Below are 15,295 nucleotides of genomic sequence, written 5' to 3'. Positions count from 1 at the left end.
GGTGCATGCACGTTAGCTTAAAATGGTATATGATGATCGTCATGCAGAGGAAATCTACCAAACACATCGCCGTTGGCCGCAAAGAAGCCACGCACGAACGTATCGTGGAGGTGGCGGCGCGCGCCATCCGCCGCAGCGGCTACGGCGGCACTGGCGTGGCCGACATCATGAAGGAAGCGGGCCTGACACACGGCGGCTTCTATGCCCACTTCGAATCGCGCGATGCTTTGCTGGCGGAGGCCGGGGACCGTGCCGGCGCCGAATCAGTGGCGTTGGCGGCGCGGGTAGCGGCCGCTGCGTCGCCAGGGCAAGCGTTGCAGGCCATGATGCAGGCTTATTTGTCGCCGGAGCATATAGATGCCATTGAGACTGGTTGTCCGGTTTCCGCGCTGGGTTCGGAAATGCCGCGCCAAGCGCCGGAAGTGCGACGTGCCGCGACCATTCACATCAAGGAAATGATCGATCTGTTCGCCCGCCAGTTGCCCGACTGGGGCCAGCCGCAGGCGCACGAGCAGGCGATGGCGCTGGTCTGCGCCCTGATAGGCACTACCATAATTGCGCGTGCCGTTGATGACCCCAAGCTGTCCGGAGCGCTGTGCGCAGCTACGCTGAAACAATTCACCCCGGCTGTCGCCTGAGGCTGCCGATGGTAATGAATTTTTTTATATAAAAATATGATGATCATCATATATTGTGCTACCAGCCGTAGAGTAGCGTCCGTCCCATTTGAAAGGAAATGCCATGAATAGCAAGATTGCATTGGTTACCGGCGCCTCGTCCGGCATCGGAGAAGCCACAGCGAAGCGACTTACGCAAGCCGGCTTTAAGGTTTACGGTACAAGCCGCCGCGGCGCGCAAGCGGGCCGGCGCGAATACGAGATGCTTTCATTGGACGTGACCAGCGATGCCTCCGTCCAAGCGGCCGTCGCGAACGTGATGCGGCTGGAAGGGCGCATTGACCTGCTGGTGAATAACGCTGGCGTCGGAGTCGCCCCGGGAGGTGCGGAGGAGAGTTCGATCGAACGAGCCCAGTCCATTTTCGACACGAACTTCTTCGGGGTGGTGCGTATGACGCGTGCAGTGCTGCCGCATATGCGAGCCCGAGGGGACGGCCGCATCGTCAACATCGGTTCGGTGCTCGGCTTTCTGCCGATGCCATATGGCGCGCTGTATGCCGCGACCAAACACGCCATCGAAGGCTATACAGAATCATTGGACCACGAGTTGCGCAACTGGGGCATTCGGGCAGTAGTCATTGAGCCCGCTTACACCAACACACCGTTCGACGCCAATATGCTGGAGCCGGACGCCAAACTCGATGCCTACCGCGAGGTGCGAACCGCGGTGACCCGTCGCGTTCAGGAAGTGATGGCGGGGGCAGATGGCCCCGACGTGGTGGCCGAGGTGGTGCTGAAAGCGGCGCGGGCACAGAAGCCGAAACTGCGATATCCCGCTGGTGGACTGGCTGCACGCCTGCGTCTGCTGCGCACCTTCGCGCCGGCCGGTGTGATGGACGCCGGCATGCGCAAGGATCTGCGGCTCGCATAGCAAGCCGGCTCGTCGTATCTAGCCAGAAGGGAGTCGCGGGGGCGTTCCCCTGCAGTTACTCAGTACAACACTCAACTATAAGGATCTAACATGTTTACTTCTTCTCGAAAAATTGCCAGCGGCCCCTTCATCCTTGCCGGCGGACTCGACAAAGATGGCGCGGAGCAAGCGCTGATTGAGGGGTACTCGGATCTGATAGCGATGGGCCGGGCTTTTTTTTCCAACTCCGACCTGGTCGACCGCATGCGCCAAAACGAGCCGTTGAACGCCCCCGACCCAAGCACGTTCTATACGCCCGGACCGCAGGGCTATACGGACTATCCTGCGCTCGCAGGTTAAGTCTATGAAACTTAACTTCCGTGGTCTTGCGATCTTGTCCGCGCTCGTTTTCTCCGCTTTGGCGCTCACTTGGATGTTGACGCCCGATCTTCTGTTGTCAGATTGGGGTGTTGAATTCACATCTTCAGCCGGATTGGTCAGTCGGCGTGCGGCAGCGCTGTATGCAGGAATCGCCGTCATGTTGTTCTCAGCCAGAAATGCCGAGCCGTCAGCGGCCCGATCAGCGTTGATCAAAGGTGTTGTGGTTGCCTGTTTCATGCTCGCTGCACTTGGGTTCTTGGAGCTTGAGGTAGGGAATGCCACCCCAAGAATCCTGATAGCCATTTTCATCGAAGTCGCGCTCATGCTGGGGTTCCTGTTTGTAGGGTGCCGCCACCCCGCACAGTCGGACACCAGCTATCGGCGCAGGAAAGCTTAAGTCAGCAACGACCGTCTGCTTTGAGGAATTGGATAGGGTCTCCGCCAGTACCCGAACAGCAGGCGTATTTAACGAAAATATAGAAGGTAATAATGAAAGCACTGATCTTGAAACGTTACGGCAAGGCCGACCAGGTCGCGTTCGCCGATATTCCCCGGCCTGCTATCAAGCCGGATGAAATGCTGGTCCAGGTTCACGCCGCCGGCCTCAATCCGATTGATTACATGATCCCGAAAGGAATGTTTAAGCCCATCCTCAAGTTGCAGCTGCCGGCCACGCTGGGGAGCGATTTGGCAGGTGTCGTGGTGGAAGTCGGCAGTCGCGTGACCCGTTTTAAGGTGGGCGATGCTGTGTTCGCCAGTATCTTTGATCTGGACGGCGGCTCTCTCGCTGAATTTTCCGCCGTGCCCGAGCATGCCGCCGCGCTTAAACCAGTAAATCTGGACTTTGTGCAAGCCGCCTCGATTCCGATGGTCGGACTCACATCATGGCAAGCGCTCAATGAACGCGCACGGCTTAAGCCTGGGCAGAAGGTGTTTGTCCCGGCAGGTGCGGGCGGCATTGGCACCTTCGCAATCCAGCTGGCAAAACACCTCGGAGCAAAGGTAGGGACGACCACGAGTACGGCCAACGTGGATCTGGTGCGTAGCCTCGGCGCTGACGAGGTGATTGATTACAAGAAGCAGGAATTTGAGAAAGTGCTGCGGGGTTATGACGCCGTACTGGGTACGATCAGGGGAGATGGGCTCGAAAAGGCGCTGCAGATTGTGAAGCCCGGGAGCAATATCGTCTCGCTTATCGGTCCGCCGGATGCGGCCTTCGCACGCTCGCGTGGAATGAACTTTGTGATGAAGTTCGTATTCGGCCTGTTGAGCCGTAAGATCATCCGCCTCGCGAAAAAGCGCGATGCCAGGTATTCATTCCTGTTCATGCGTCCAGATGGCCGCCAACTCGCAGAGATCGGCGAGTTGATTGAGGCATCGCGCATCCGTCCGGTGATTGATAAGGTAGTTCCGTTCGTTCAAGCGAAGGAGGGACTGGCGTATCTCGAAAAGGGCCGGGCCAAGGGGAAGGTCGTTGTACAGATGGTGAGCACGTGACCGTAGCTTCATCCCGTCGCCGGGCCGTCCGCGCCCGACGAAAACATCAGCCGTAGTCAGGGCGGGCATCGGCTCGCCTGCAGCACCCCCAAGTTAGAGTTTGACTTTTCTGTAGGTTGGCATGGGGCTTGTCAGCTTAGGAATATGCTGCGGCAATGGATTTTTCAACCCGTTGCCGATGATCATCAAGGCTGTTTCGAGCAGTTTGTCGAAATCCTTTTCCTTGATATCCAGCTTATCTGTAGACCAGGACAAGCTCAACAATCCATTCATCATCGCCCATAGCGCGGTGGCCGCATGTTCCGGATCAATCAGGGGATTCATGCTGCCAGCGACGATGCCGTCGCGTATAACCATTGGTGACCGGCGCGAATATCGCCATCAATGGCGGACAGCACATGTACTAGGGGGCCCTGTCAATTACGGCACGCCAATCTGGCTAGCAATCCGGATTGCCAGTCGTCCAAGTAGCCGGACAACGCAACTACGCAACCGGCGTGGTCGGTCAGAATGCAATTGTCGTTATTTCGTCGATGACCGCGCGCCGGCGCGCGGGATCGTTCTCACCGAAGACGTCGAGATTGCGTCTCAGCAGGGTCGAAATACTGTTGGGCATTGGCTGCCTCCTTTAGGTAAGTAGTCGTCTCTCAAAATCGCCGTCTCAGTTCGCACCCGAGGTCGCCTTACGGGGCGAATTTGCAGTGCGTGCGTCCAGACTCCACGCGCCGGCCCCGAAGTAAGCAATTTGGAGAAGGCCGCCGGCGATCATTACGTTCTTCAGAAAATGGATCATTTGGTTTTGGTCACCGAAGTTGTGGTGAAAGAAGAACGCCGTGGCCAAGCTGAACACCGCCATCACCAGCGACGCCAGGCGAACCCGGTAGCCCGACAACAGCATCAAGCCGCCGCCCGCTTCGATCGCCACCGCGACGATGAACGCGAGCGGCGCCACCGGCAAACCAACTGCCGAGATATAGCCAACCGTGCCGGCGTAGGCACCCAGCTTGCCCAGCCCGCTCATGAGAAACGGCAGGCCAAGAAAAATACGACCCAGCAGCGGAACATACTTATTGCCTTCCATAACAATCTCCTTAAATGTGATCAGGTGGATAGAGAACATGAATCTCAGCCGGTCTCCACCATTACCAGCTCAGAGTCTTCGAGCGCAGAAACCTCTGCCCGCGATACTTGTGTAATTGCCACGCCGTCCAGCGGCCCCATGGGTTCGCCATTGATCTCGATGCGGCCCGACGCAACGACGAGATAGGCGCGGCGAGACGGGTCAACCGGCTGCCAGATGCTTTCACCGGCCTTCAGCGTTGCTCCGAGCAAGCGCGCATCCGCACGAATCGGCAGTGCCTCCCGATCGTCGGCAAAACCGCTAGCGAGCACCACGAAGCGTCCGGAGCGATCGCTCCTTGGGAATGGTTTGGTGTGCCACCGGGGCTCGCCACCGGTTTCGCGGGGCAGCAGCCAGATTTGGTAGAGTCTTAGCGGCACTTTGCCCAGGTTGAATTCGGCGTGGCGGACGCCCTTGCCTGCGCTCATCACTTGAATATCGCCCGCGTGAATCGTGCCTTCGGAACCCAAGGTGTCGCGGTGCCCGAGCACGCCTTGGCGGACGTAAGTCACGATCTCGACATCGCGGTGCCCATGAGTGGGAAACCCGCTGCCGACGGCGATCTCATCGTCATTCCAGACGATCAGAACCCCCAGGGCCTGATGAGCAGGGTTGCCGGCGGCGTTGACCTGGAAATGGTATTTCGCACGCAGCCAGCCTAAATCTGCTTGATCGAGTGATTCCCAACGCCGGTGTACAAGCATCTCTGTTTCCTTGTTTTGTTAGTCGAGCACGAGAACGGCGGCAACCAGGCCGATGCCACTGGAGCCTCCAGTGACGAGCGCCATGGTTTTTGAAATCATGTCGTTATGTCGTGAAAACCATTCTAATACCGCAATGATCGAATGAATATATCCGCTATTGCAAAGTATCATTGCCAAATATAGAATGTTCAAGCCAAAATGGAGGCTAGCTATGGACCAAATCTCAGACCTAAATGATCTTCGACTCTTCGCCGAGGTAGTCGAACGTGGCAGCTTTACGGCGGCCGCACGCGGCCTCGGCCTCCAGACGTCGAAGCTAAGCCGGCGTGTTCGTGCATTGGAGGAAGAGCTTGGAGTCCGTCTGCTCAATCGCACCAGCCGCAGCCTGTCTTTGACGGAAACCGGGCGACAGTTTCATCAGCACTGCCTGGCCCTTGTGGAGGAATCCAAGGCCGCCAAGGAGATCGTAGACCAGACACGCACCAAACCGCAGGGAACTGTGCGGATCAGTTGCCCAATCTCATTGCTGAGCTCCGGCATTGCTGAGGTAATTTCGCGATACATCCAGAACAATCCTCAGGTCCAAGTTCTGGTTGATGCGACCAACCGCCGCGTGGATGTCATCGAAGAAGGCTTGGACTTCGCCATTCGGGTTAGGCAATTGCCGCTGGACGACACCGATCTCGCGGTCCGACAACTCGGGTTGTCCACTTTCATTCTGATTGCTAGCCCAGGTTTGATCGAGCGGTACGCAAGCCCCGTGTCGATCGCATCCCTGAAGGACTGGCCGACCCTCTCAATGGCTAACAACAGCGAGCGGTACGTCTGGAGTCTGCTCGACGGCAACGGGCAAGTGGTATCGCTAGCTCATCGACCTCGATTGGCGACGGACGACATCGCCAGCTTGAGGATTGCAGCGCTGTTAGGCGTTGGTGCGGCAATGCTACCTCGCGAGTTCGTGGAGGACGATTTACAAGCTGGTCGACTGCAGCGCCTTTTGCCGGACCTTGCGGCAAAGCCCGGTCTTGTGCACGCGATCTTCCCTACGCGGCGAGGCATGGTGCCTGCCGTGCGTCACCTGCTGGATGCACTCGTTGCCGGATGTGAAAATCCTGGCTGACCGTTGAACAGGTCCGATCGCTGCCGCAGACTAGATGAAAGAATTGGAAGAGGAGGGCGGTGGTGCCGATGGCCGGAAGACGTCGATCAGCTCCGACAAGGAGATGGGTTCTGGAGACGCTTGCGTTGGACATGCTATATGCCAGCGCCAAAGGTACTGAAGTACCAGAATGCAGATGTAAGCCACAACCCCAGGAGAATGGAGAACAGCGCACTTCCCGCGAGTGGCAGCGCCCAGCCTCGAAAGCCGTTTGAGCGGACAATGAGAACTTTTGCGAGAACGGTCCCGTAGAGAAATGACCCCAGCAATGAGTGAATGTAGGCGCGGGTATCGTATGTCCCGAAGCCGAGCAGGAAGATGCAGTGGTAGGCCACTGGCAGTGTCAGCAGGATGGCTGTGCGCCCCGACCAGCGATGCACCACATGGTAGAAGCGCCCCTTCGGCGGGAAGCGTAGCACTTCATAGATACGCGACGCTGTCAGCAACTGGCCCAATGCCAGCAGCAACGCGGCCGTTATCAGCCATGCCTTCATATGCAGGGTGTCGCTGAAGAAGAAGTGAAAAAAAGGGGTTTCGTAGGGCTGCCTGACGGTCTTGCTTGCCACAAAACCGACAGTGATTGCAACGAATGCGACGAGCACCAGAGGAAGCACAAGGAGCACTCGACTGAGCGCGGTCCGCCTAGTGGGACAGGTATTATCGCTCATTGATCTGTTAAACATGATCTGCACCTCATCTAACCTGACTTTTGCGTAAAAATGACACACGCGGACCATGCGCAGACAAACAAAGTAAAGCGCAAGAAGTCGAAGTGATCGCGCCACCGAGCGCTGCGGTCAATTTATCGACTCAGTTCTTGTCGCTGAACCAGATCGACGCATGCGTGCCGTCGCAGAAAGGCTTGTTCTGCGATGCGCCGCAGCGGCACAAGGTCACGCGATTGCGTACTTCGTATTCGAAACCATCGCCCCCGATCAGCTGCACTCCACCGCGCAACCATAGCGGCCCGGAGCACCCCTTGGCGGGGTCTTCGATCAGGCATATGGATGGCTCATACATCGGCTCGACCGGTTTGCCGGTCTGGTTGTCCCAAGCCACCAGCCGCCCCGAAGGGCAGTCGCAGACCTGGCTTACGAAATGCTTGTTCGCCGAAGGGTTGTCCGTTGCGCTGACGAGATTCCACACCCCTCCACGTGGATCGCAAAAGCGCGCGAACGCGCACAAGCTCTCGACGTCTGTCAATGACATCGTCGGGCCTTGTATTACTTTGGCCTGCACGAGATACGGCTGGCGGCTCGCGGTTTCGGTGCCGTCAAATCCAGCTTTCGCATGCGAGCCGTCGCAAAATGGCTTGTTCGCACTGTGGCCGCAGCGGCACAATGCGTATTGCCCCTGAGATGGATATTTCTGTTTCTGTTCCCACTTTACCGACTCGCCATCTTCGTTTGCACCGATGATCTCCTTACTTAGAGGTACATCGCCCGAGACGATATACGGGCCGTTCTTCGAAATTTGGACTTTCGCGCCTACGCGTTTCTGCTGGTTCATCTGAGGCCGCCGATTGGGTCGGGCAGGTTGAACGTCCGCGCCGCTCCGCTCAACGCACCTTGATTAATTCGCCCCGCATTGATTTCCTTGCAATGACGGAAAATGCATCAGCCAACTACGGTTATTTTTCCATTCATTTCCTCATGGCCGCTGCCACAGAAATTGTCACATAAGAAATCGTATTCACCGGCCTTGTCGGGTGTCAGCCTGACTTGAGTGACCTTGCCGGGCGGCAGGTCGGCGCGGATATTCATATCCGGTATCTTAAATCCATGCACGAAATCCACGGAGGTGAACTCCAGCACGACTGGCTCGCCCTTTTTTAAGACAATTTGGTTCGGTGTATAGACGAATTTTTTGGCTTGAATTTTTATTACCTTTTCTTTTGCAACATTCTTTGTCTGCCCCTGGGCGTTGATCGCCGCCCCCGATAGAAGCGCCCCGATGCCGTAGACGGCACTCAAACATATCTGCCTTCTTGAATGATCCATGGCTTACGCCCTCGTCACAGGAAATTCAGTGATCTTGTATTCACTATCCTTGCGTTCAGCTTCCACCTCGCGAAAACCGAGTCCTTTATTCGGCGCAGCGGCATCCCAAGGCAAGGGGGTGCGCTTATCTTGCGAGCCTGGCGCCGGCAATGGGAAAATGAGCGACTTGGCTGCGTGGTGCGCGATCTGCCCCGTCATGTGGTGATTTTCCTGGTGAATGTGGCCATAGAACACCGTTACATTGCTGTATGGCGTCAATAACGCAATCGCTTTGTCGCCATCGCGGGTGGCCCAATCCCATTTGGGAACCAGATCGAACAGGGGACGATGTGTGAAGACAACAATCCTTGCATCTTTTGCTTGTTTGGCAAGATCGTTTTTTAGCCAATCCAGTTGGGCATCGCCAATACTTGCGCCGGGATCGGAGACGTTATCCAAAGCGATGAAATGCACCCCTTTATGATCAAACACGTAATTCGTCGGGCCAAAATTTTCCTTGAATGCCGCGCCGTTATCGAGCGAAGCGTCATGCTCTCCCGGGATAAAACGCACTGTTTTCACTTTTAATCCGGCCGCAATCTCTTTGAACTCGCTCATACGTTTCCGACGTTCCTTCGGATCATCCGTCGTGTGGGTCAGATCCCCGGTAAAGATAATAAAATCCGGTTGCACTTCAAGTGCATTGACAGTGGCAACCGTCTTCTTGAATGTGTTGAGTGCATCCGGATTGGCCGCACCGCTATACCCCCAATGCGTGTCGGACAACTGAACGAAATAGAAATCGTCGTAAGCGGATGCCGCCGCCGTTTTGTCGGTCGTTGCAGCTTGCGTCTGGCCATATAGCCCGGAAATAAATACCGCACCGCCGCCGACAGCGGTCAGTTTCAGAAAATTTCTGCGATCAAGCATGATTTTTCTCCTTTAAATGGTTGGAATAGCTGTGGAGCAGACTGTTACAGAACAAGTGTTTAAGAGGTCGGTCGAGTAGGTCGAGTAGTTAGGGCTTCTCTTCTCGTCCCGCCTCCTTCTTCAAATAGGCAATCAAGTCGGCGCGGTCTTTTGCGTCAGGCACCATGAACCCCATTTTTTGCCCCGGAATCAGTTTCTCAGGATTGGACAGCCATTTATCCAGCGTTTTGTCGGTCCAGACAATGTTGGATGACTTCACAGCCGGTGAATAGAGGTAATCAGCGTGACTGCCAGCCTTCCTGCCGAACAGCCCCTTGTGTGCCGGCCCAACGCCGTTGTAGTCAATCGAGTGACAGGACATGCACATGCTTTGGTAGAGCTCCTGGCCGCGTATCGTATCGCCGGCAGCGGCTGCGGCGCCGCTGACGCCCATCAGCATGGCCAAGCCCAGGCCAAGGAATAAGTGATCTTGTTTCATGTCGCAATCCTTTCGATGTGCAGGTTTGTTGGCGTCCGATCGATGCAATCCATTCCTGTAAACGGTATAACTCGGAACGGGAGGAAAATATTCCCGTCAATCTCGATTTATTCACCAGAACCCTAGCCGCCTTATTCCCGCAACGGGTTTTCTTCATGATCTTCCTCTGCCTGCACCGCTTGCTCGAACGCATGCAGATGGGCAGATTGGGCATCGGTGATGGCCCAGTAAGTCATGCCGTTGCGCTGCCAGTGAGCCATCGCATAGCCATCCGAGGCTCGTGCGGCGGGAGACGGCGTACCGCCGGCATCGGGAAATACGTACAGATCGATGGGGTGCTTTTGGTAGCGATAGATCAGCACCGCGACGGTGCGGTGACCCACGTAGTCGATTCGTCCGCCGACAAGCGGAAAACCTTGCGCGGCGAGATCGACGACCGGCGGCGTATAGTCGAGTCTGCCGTTGAACCACGGCTTGACGGTGTGCTGATCGGTCGACACCACGTCGATCGGGTGCTGCGACAACAACGCGCGCACGTGGCTCGACACAATCTCCTGGTCGATTGAGCCGGTTGGCGTCGGCCGCTGGATCAAGGTGACCGCGCTCAATGCCAGCGCACAGACCGCGATTCCCGTAAGCCCTCCGTTAAGCCATGCCCGTACGCCATCCGCGGTGAAGCCGCCCCATGCAAAGACGGTCCGGCGGGGAGACTCGCGTGGCAACTCGTGCGGCAACTCGGCGAGCACGCGCGCGCGCAGATGGGGTGGGGCGCGATGATAGAGTGATCCGTCACGCAGCACACTGCCAAGCGAGCTTAATGTTTCTTTCTTATCCATTACTTAACTCCTTTTTGTGAACTCGGCGCAGGCATCCTGACCAAGTTGCCGTCTGCCTTGCCGCGCACGGGCGCAAGCTCCGATGGCATCGCTCCCTGCGCCTTGCGCACTGCTGCACAAAGCAGGCTGCGGCCACGCGCCAGCCGCGACATCACGGTGCCGATCGGAACGCCCGCGACGGTCGCAATGTCGCGGTAGCTCATGTCTTCCAACTCGCGCAGGACCAGCACCTCGCGATATTCGACCGGCAATACGTCGAGCGCGTGATGAATCAAGTCCACATCGTCGCGCCGCACGGCGAGCGTTTCGGGATCGCTGCCGATCTCGTCGACCCATCCCGGGAGTCGCTCGTCGTCGTGCAGTGCGTCGTCATAGGGTGTGTCGTCAGCTGCGTCGTTGCGCCGGCGCCATTCGGTAAACCAGGTGTTCCGAACGATCGCGAGTAGCCATGCGCGCGCGTTGTCGCCATGGAAACCGTCGAAGAACCGAAAGGCGCGCAGGTACGCATCCTGCACGACATCGTCGGCATCGCTCGCGCTGCCGGTCAGCCAGCGTGCCAGGTTGTAGGCAGCGTCCAGATGCGGCAACGCCAGCTCTTCGAATCGGCGTGACCGACGTGACTCGTCGGCCGCGATCACGGCGATCTCCCGCTTTCCCTGATTTGCGCCTGGTCTAACTGGCGACTACGCCAACCATATGGGGGTATCTTGTGATCGTTTCTCATGAGTTCCTCCATTGCTTGTTCTGTCGGGAGATGCTGGCAGCATCCGAGCGCCGCAAATGCCGACGTTCATACCCCCATAACCGTCAGCGGCCGGGATTTATTCCCGCGATATTTTTTGATTGTCGCGACAAATCCGGGAATAAAACGAAGAGCGCGGCGGTATACGCGGCGACCCTCACACCACTTGCCTCGCGGAAACGCATCAAGGCCGCAGTGGCGCCGCCTGACCCCGATCGCCTCTGGCTCAGTCTGGGCGGACAGTTCGGCTCACGATCATTTTCAGTTTTGCTCCTCTTCGGGATCCGGGCCGGTTTGGGTAAGGCGCAATACGCCATCCGGATCGAAGTAAAAATGCATCATCGAATACCACACGCCGTCTTGCAGGAAGCGGTAACTCCAGACATGACGCCGCATGCGCGGAAAATAGGCGGTTTCTACCGGTCGGCCAAAATGCACCAGCACATCCTGCGTGGTCCACTGGCCGATCTTGGCCCGGCCGAATTCCTCCATGGTCAATACTTGTTTGACGCTGACAACTCGCCCATGCGCGTCGATGTCGGCCGCCCACGTGTATTCGCCGGCAGGTTGCGTGGGATAAAGCCAGCGTGTGGTGTCATCCGGCAGGTGATAGACCTCGCGCGGAGCGCCGAACCGAGCCTGAACCTGGTTCTGACTGGCGCCCGGCGGAATCGATGCCGGCGTGGCACAGCTGGCTAGCAACAAGGCGACGGCGATGGGCGCGTAGCGGGCGCTCAAGCACTGGCCGTACTTCATGGCGTGGATGGGGCTCATGGTTTGCCTCCAACGAATAATCATGTGAATGGGATCACGGCTGTCCGGAAAAATAACCGGGCAGCCGTCAGCCAACGGGCTGTTGCAGCTCGCGTCACTGCCCGGAGTACATGCTGCCCATATCTGGCGACATGCCCGAGGCTGCATTCATGGGATCAAGCTGTGCGCATCCGGCAGCGGCAAGAGTGAGGAGCGTGACGCCAATGGCGAGAATGGTTTTTGCGAATTTCATGATGATCTCCTATAAGATCGCAATACATGACAAACCGGGAAAAGCGTTGGTTTGCCAATCAAATGAACACCAGAGTGTTATCAGGTGCCAACCGGGGGCGGCACTGCGCCGTAGCACCTCTTTTGCGCTATGGGGCCTATCCATGTTTCCTGTTCTGGAAACACCGGTGCGTGTCGTCACTTGTATAACTGCGGGCAGCCGGAAATTATTCTCGCGATATTTTTCTGTCTGCTCCTCATGGCCGGGAATAAAATGAAGCGCGCGCACGTATACTGGCGCCGGGAACACTCAGGATCCAAATAGAACATCGATATCTGCGGTAGTCGCAAGCCTGCGGAACGCCGGCATGCAAAGAGGTACGCATATGAGCTCGAACAAATGGGGGCGAATCCCGATGAGGGAGGCGGCCTTGATAATCGTGGGGGCAGGACTGACGGCCTGGTTCAGTCCGCAGCTTGATCTTTTCGCGGTCGTTTGCATTGTGTTACTTGCCCGTTTTCGCGGCAGGGTACAGTCGCTCGTTGCGGCACTTTCATTTAGCTTATTGGCGCTCGTCTCCGCCATCGCGAATTTTGGCTTTACGCATTCACATACAGACTTTATTCGACTCTTTGCTGCAATTGGCGCCGTTTGGCTTTGCGTACTCTTTGCGTCAAATGTCAAGACGGACTCGCGCCGCCCACTCAATTCGGACGACTCTCGCTCTACCCAAGACGAGCTTTGGGAAAGTCTTCTCAAGATTTTTCCAGGTTGGATGTGGCTTGCGCGGCCCGACGGAACTCCAGAATTCGCAAGCCCGGCGGCACTTGCTTATACCGGACTCGCGGCTGAAGATGCATTGACGAAGCCTTATGCATGCGTTCACCCTGATGACAGGCAGCTTCGAGCTGACTACTGGAAAAAACTTGTCGAAACTGAGATGCCGGGGGAGGTCGAGATGCGCATTCGCGGTGCGGACGGGAACTATCGTTGGTTCGCTGCGCGATCCTATCCTATCCGGGACGCCAGCGGCAGGCTCGAGCGTTGGATTAACATTAATTGGGATATCGACGATCGAAAAAAGGCTGAGCAGCAGATCGGGGACCAGTTGACGCAACTGAACCTTTTAGGCGAGCGGTTCCCTGGCTTTCTGTGGAAAGCCCTTCCCGATGGACGGGTCACCTACATAAACAGCTATTGCGAGGACTATTTAGGAATGACTGCGGAAGAGGCCGCTGCCGATTGGGGGCGACTCATCCATCCGGACGATCGGGATGAGGTCATGAGACGTTGGACAATATTGGTAAATGGAGGGCAATGGCACGATCATGTCCATCGCTTGGTCGGCAAGGACGGACAATATCGCTGGTTTCAATCACGAATCACGGCTATTAGGGACGAATCGGGCAAAGTGGTCGCGTTGCACGGCCTTATGATGGATGCCCACGAAATGGTCTCAGCCAAGAGCGCTGTCACGCGCGAGGAAAAGCAGCTTCGGCGCCTCGTGGACGCAATGCCGGCGATGATTTGGCGAGCCGACCCAACCGGCCGCATTGATCGATGGAATCGCACGATGATCGAGACCATCGGCAAGCCTTGGGACACATCGGCATCCTTTGATCTCATGTCGAAGATTGAGTCTGCGCAAGCTGAGGATGTAAAAGGACGATGGGCCAAATCTGTACGCTTGGGGATTCCCTATGAGGATACCTATCGAATCCTTGGAAATGACGGCAAGTACCATTGGCACCTGGTGAGAGCGCAAGCGATTCGAGACGATGGGGGCAACATCATTAATTGGTATGGGGTCCACACCGACATCGACGCCCTGAAGGAGGCGGAAAGTTTTCTTCAGACGCGCGAACACCAACTTCTGGGAATAATTGATACGGTGCCATCGATGCTTTGGGCATCGGCGCCGACGGGTGAAGCTACGCACATCAGTCGCCGATTGCTTGAATTCAGCGGATGTTCGATGGAAGATTTCCTGGATCTGGGATGGGAGAAGCTACTCCACCCAGATGACTTCGAGTACACCGCGAAAGCATTCTTCAGGTCGATTCAGACCGGAGAGTCATTTAGTTCCGTCCATAGACTGAGGCGGGCGGATGGCGAATACCGGTGGCATCATTCCATGGGTGAGCCGCTGCGCGATTCGCATGGAATGATTATCCAATGGTATGGTCTTTCCGTCGATATTGATGAGCGCAAGAGGGCAGAGGACCACCTCCGCGAGACAAGGGCAAAGTTGAACAAAGCCTCGAAGATAGCCATGGTTGCAGAATTATCTGCTTCGATTGCGCATGAGCTTAATCAACCCCTGATGTCGGTAATGGCGAATGCGCAAGCAAGCAAACGCTGGTTGGCAGCGACACCACCGAATCTTGAGGAAGCCGCCGCCTCCATTGACAGAATCGTGCGGGATGCTCGGTCTGCCGACCAAACCATGCAGAACATCCGAGCCATATTCAAGCGAGAGTCCTTCGAAAGGAAAGACGCCAACCTGCCGGAGATCATCAACGAAGCAGTCCGCCTCGTTCAGGAGGACCCCAACAAGCGTCGAGTACCGGTGCAGTCCGTTTTTCAAGAGGCGCTACCCTTGGTTTTCGTTGACCCCTTGCTTATTCAAGAAGTCTTTATCAACTTGATCTGCAACGCGATAGAGGCAATGGGGACAGGCCCGCGTGAACCCCTGCTAACAATCAAGGCTGCAATTTCTGATGATCAGGAGGTGGCTATTGAAGTCATCGATAACGGTCCAGGTGTCGAGGACCCGGAGAAAATATTCGACGCCTTCGTCACAACGAAGGGGAAGGGAATGGGCATCGGGTTAGCCGTATCGCGCTCCATCGTGGAGGCGCATGAAGGTGGATTGTGGGCGGCGAACAACTCTGACTTCGGAGCGACATTTACGGTAAGGATTCCGCTGCCAAAAACGGTGAGTGCCTTTTAGGCAA

At 56.7% G+C, this 15,295-nt stretch carries 18 protein-coding genes and 1 pseudogene; 7 read left to right on the top strand and 12 right to left on the bottom strand.

Features of this window, described 5'->3' with window-relative positions; translation table 11 throughout:
* The first annotated feature begins 29 nt into the window (after positions 1–29).
* The 5 genes from KHU33_RS00395 to KHU33_RS00375 all read left to right on the top strand — a co-directional run bounded on the left by KHU33_RS00395 (position 30) and on the right by KHU33_RS00375 (position 3,405).
* Entirely contained in the window at positions 30–638 is a 609-nt protein-coding gene (locus KHU33_RS00395; protein WP_211460545.1) for a TetR/AcrR family transcriptional regulator, read from the top strand.
* A gap of 103 nt (positions 639–741) precedes the next feature.
* Positions 742–1,548 carry an oxidoreductase gene (locus tag KHU33_RS00390; RefSeq protein ID WP_211460544.1) on the top strand — a complete coding sequence of 269 codons (807 nt, stop codon included), beginning with the start codon at positions 742–744 and terminating at the stop codon, positions 1,546–1,548.
* Between the two features lie 90 nt (positions 1,549–1,638).
* Positions 1,639–1,887 (top strand): oxidoreductase, encoded by a 249-nt coding sequence (locus KHU33_RS00385; protein ID WP_211460543.1) that lies wholly within the window; start codon positions 1,639–1,641, stop codon positions 1,885–1,887.
* Between the two features lie 4 nt (positions 1,888–1,891).
* Positions 1,892–2,305 (top strand): hypothetical protein, encoded by a 414-nt coding sequence (locus tag KHU33_RS00380; RefSeq protein WP_211460542.1) that lies wholly within the window; start codon positions 1,892–1,894, stop codon positions 2,303–2,305.
* Between the two features lie 92 nt (positions 2,306–2,397).
* On the top strand, positions 2,398–3,405 hold the full coding sequence (locus KHU33_RS00375) for an NADP-dependent oxidoreductase (protein ID WP_211460541.1): 1,008 nt from the start codon (positions 2,398–2,400) through the stop codon (positions 3,403–3,405).
* A gap of 93 nt (positions 3,406–3,498) precedes the next feature.
* Here KHU33_RS00375 and KHU33_RS00370 read toward each other — a convergent pair whose 3' ends face one another.
* The 3 genes from KHU33_RS00370 to KHU33_RS00355 all read right to left on the bottom strand — a co-directional run bounded on the left by KHU33_RS00370 (position 3,499) and on the right by KHU33_RS00355 (position 5,229).
* Positions 3,499–3,762 (bottom strand): hypothetical protein, encoded by a 264-nt coding sequence (locus KHU33_RS00370; protein WP_211460540.1) that lies wholly within the window; start codon positions 3,760–3,762, stop codon positions 3,499–3,501.
* Positions 3,763–4,066: 304 nt separating this feature from the next.
* Positions 4,067–4,486, bottom strand: a complete 420-nt coding sequence (locus KHU33_RS00360) for a DoxX family protein (protein WP_211460539.1) — start codon at positions 4,484–4,486, stop codon at positions 4,067–4,069.
* Between the two features lie 44 nt (positions 4,487–4,530).
* The gene (locus KHU33_RS00355; RefSeq protein ID WP_211460538.1) at positions 4,531–5,229 is read right to left on the bottom strand and encodes a pirin family protein; all 699 of its coding nucleotides are present in this window, start codon (positions 5,227–5,229) and stop codon (positions 4,531–4,533) included.
* Positions 5,230–5,440: 211 nt separating this feature from the next.
* Here KHU33_RS00355 and KHU33_RS00350 point away from each other — a divergent pair, with 211 nt between their 5' ends.
* A complete protein-coding gene (locus KHU33_RS00350) occupies positions 5,441–6,349 on the top strand; it encodes a LysR substrate-binding domain-containing protein (RefSeq protein WP_211460537.1) in 909 nt (302 codons plus the stop codon).
* Positions 6,350–6,483: 134 nt separating this feature from the next.
* On the opposite strand, the gene KHU33_RS00345 is transcribed toward KHU33_RS00350, so the two are convergent.
* The 9 genes and pseudogenes from KHU33_RS00345 to KHU33_RS00295 all read right to left on the bottom strand — a co-directional run bounded on the left by KHU33_RS00345 (position 6,484) and on the right by KHU33_RS00295 (position 12,359).
* On the bottom strand, positions 6,484–7,056 hold the full coding sequence (locus tag KHU33_RS00345; protein ID WP_211460536.1) for a DUF6529 family protein: 573 nt from the start codon (positions 7,054–7,056) through the stop codon (positions 6,484–6,486).
* A gap of 142 nt (positions 7,057–7,198) precedes the next feature.
* The gene (locus KHU33_RS26810; protein ID WP_230413968.1) at positions 7,199–7,897 is read right to left on the bottom strand and encodes a CDGSH iron-sulfur domain-containing protein; all 699 of its coding nucleotides are present in this window, start codon (positions 7,895–7,897) and stop codon (positions 7,199–7,201) included.
* A gap of 107 nt (positions 7,898–8,004) precedes the next feature.
* Positions 8,005–8,361, bottom strand: a complete 357-nt coding sequence (locus KHU33_RS00325; protein WP_230413967.1) for a cupredoxin domain-containing protein — start codon at positions 8,359–8,361, stop codon at positions 8,005–8,007.
* 30 nt (positions 8,362–8,391) lie between these two features.
* Positions 8,392–9,297 carry a metallophosphoesterase family protein gene (locus KHU33_RS00320; protein ID WP_211460534.1) on the bottom strand — a complete coding sequence of 302 codons (906 nt, stop codon included), beginning with the start codon at positions 9,295–9,297 and terminating at the stop codon, positions 8,392–8,394.
* Positions 9,298–9,385: 88 nt separating this feature from the next.
* On the bottom strand, positions 9,386–9,775 hold the full coding sequence (locus tag KHU33_RS00315; protein ID WP_211460533.1) for a c-type cytochrome: 390 nt from the start codon (positions 9,773–9,775) through the stop codon (positions 9,386–9,388).
* A 131-nt stretch (positions 9,776–9,906) separates the two neighbouring features.
* Positions 9,907–10,611, bottom strand: coding sequence for an anti-sigma factor family protein (locus KHU33_RS00310; RefSeq protein WP_211460532.1), 705 nt, complete (start codon positions 10,609–10,611; stop codon positions 9,907–9,909).
* Positions 10,611–11,258 (bottom strand): annotated as a pseudogene (locus KHU33_RS00305) (RNA polymerase sigma factor); the annotation flags it as partial. The gene KHU33_RS00310 and the pseudogene KHU33_RS00305, both read right to left, overlap by 1 nt.
* Before the next feature lie 356 nt (positions 11,259–11,614).
* Entirely contained in the window at positions 11,615–12,127 is a 513-nt protein-coding gene (locus KHU33_RS00300; protein ID WP_211460531.1) for a dethiobiotin synthetase, read from the bottom strand.
* A gap of 94 nt (positions 12,128–12,221) precedes the next feature.
* Positions 12,222–12,359 carry a hypothetical protein gene (locus tag KHU33_RS00295; RefSeq protein WP_211460530.1) on the bottom strand — a complete coding sequence of 46 codons (138 nt, stop codon included), beginning with the start codon at positions 12,357–12,359 and terminating at the stop codon, positions 12,222–12,224.
* 364 nt (positions 12,360–12,723) lie between these two features.
* Between KHU33_RS00295 and KHU33_RS00290 the strand changes: the two genes are divergently transcribed.
* On the top strand, positions 12,724–15,291 hold the full coding sequence (locus tag KHU33_RS00290; protein ID WP_211460529.1) for a PAS domain-containing protein: 2,568 nt from the start codon (positions 12,724–12,726) through the stop codon (positions 15,289–15,291).
* Positions 15,292–15,295 lie beyond the last annotated feature (4 nt).

Origin of the sequence: Collimonas silvisoli, assembly GCF_018305005.1 — a bacterium.
GTDB classification, from domain to species: Bacteria; Pseudomonadota; Gammaproteobacteria; order Burkholderiales; family Burkholderiaceae_D; genus Collimonas; species Collimonas silvisoli.
The sequence above is the reverse complement of the archived record's forward strand: the minus strand, read 5'-3'. Positions and strand labels throughout refer to the sequence as shown.

Bases quoted from the DNA above. Each gene is read 5' to 3' on its own strand.
- KHU33_RS00395 (WP_211460545.1), top strand. From the start codon at position 30: ATGATGATCGTCATGCAGAGGAAATCTACCAAACACATCGCCGTTGGC.
- KHU33_RS00390 (WP_211460544.1), top strand. From the start codon at position 742: ATGAATAGCAAGATTGCATTGGTTACCGGCGCCTCGTCCGGCATCGGA.
- KHU33_RS00385 (WP_211460543.1), top strand. From the start codon at position 1,639: ATGTTTACTTCTTCTCGAAAAATTGCCAGCGGCCCCTTCATCCTTGCC.
- KHU33_RS00380 (WP_211460542.1), top strand. From the start codon at position 1,892: ATGAAACTTAACTTCCGTGGTCTTGCGATCTTGTCCGCGCTCGTTTTC.
- KHU33_RS00375 (WP_211460541.1), top strand. From the start codon at position 2,398: ATGAAAGCACTGATCTTGAAACGTTACGGCAAGGCCGACCAGGTCGCG.
- KHU33_RS00370 (WP_211460540.1), bottom strand. From the start codon at position 3,762: ATGGTTATACGCGACGGCATCGTCGCTGGCAGCATGAATCCCCTGATT.
- KHU33_RS00360 (WP_211460539.1), bottom strand. From the start codon at position 4,486: ATGGAAGGCAATAAGTATGTTCCGCTGCTGGGTCGTATTTTTCTTGGC.
- KHU33_RS00355 (WP_211460538.1), bottom strand. From the start codon at position 5,229: ATGCTTGTACACCGGCGTTGGGAATCACTCGATCAAGCAGATTTAGGC.
- KHU33_RS00350 (WP_211460537.1), top strand. From the start codon at position 5,441: ATGGACCAAATCTCAGACCTAAATGATCTTCGACTCTTCGCCGAGGTA.
- KHU33_RS00345 (WP_211460536.1), bottom strand. From the start codon at position 7,056: ATGAGCGATAATACCTGTCCCACTAGGCGGACCGCGCTCAGTCGAGTG.
- KHU33_RS26810 (WP_230413968.1), bottom strand. From the start codon at position 7,897: ATGAACCAGCAGAAACGCGTAGGCGCGAAAGTCCAAATTTCGAAGAAC.
- KHU33_RS00320 (WP_211460534.1), bottom strand. From the start codon at position 9,297: ATGCTTGATCGCAGAAATTTTCTGAAACTGACCGCTGTCGGCGGCGGT.
- KHU33_RS00315 (WP_211460533.1), bottom strand. From the start codon at position 9,775: ATGAAACAAGATCACTTATTCCTTGGCCTGGGCTTGGCCATGCTGATG.
- KHU33_RS00310 (WP_211460532.1), bottom strand. From the start codon at position 10,611: ATGGATAAGAAAGAAACATTAAGCTCGCTTGGCAGTGTGCTGCGTGAC.
- KHU33_RS00300 (WP_211460531.1), bottom strand. From the start codon at position 12,127: ATGAGCCCCATCCACGCCATGAAGTACGGCCAGTGCTTGAGCGCCCGC.
- KHU33_RS00295 (WP_211460530.1), bottom strand. From the start codon at position 12,359: ATGAAATTCGCAAAAACCATTCTCGCCATTGGCGTCACGCTCCTCACT.
- KHU33_RS00290 (WP_211460529.1), top strand. From the start codon at position 12,724: ATGAGCTCGAACAAATGGGGGCGAATCCCGATGAGGGAGGCGGCCTTG.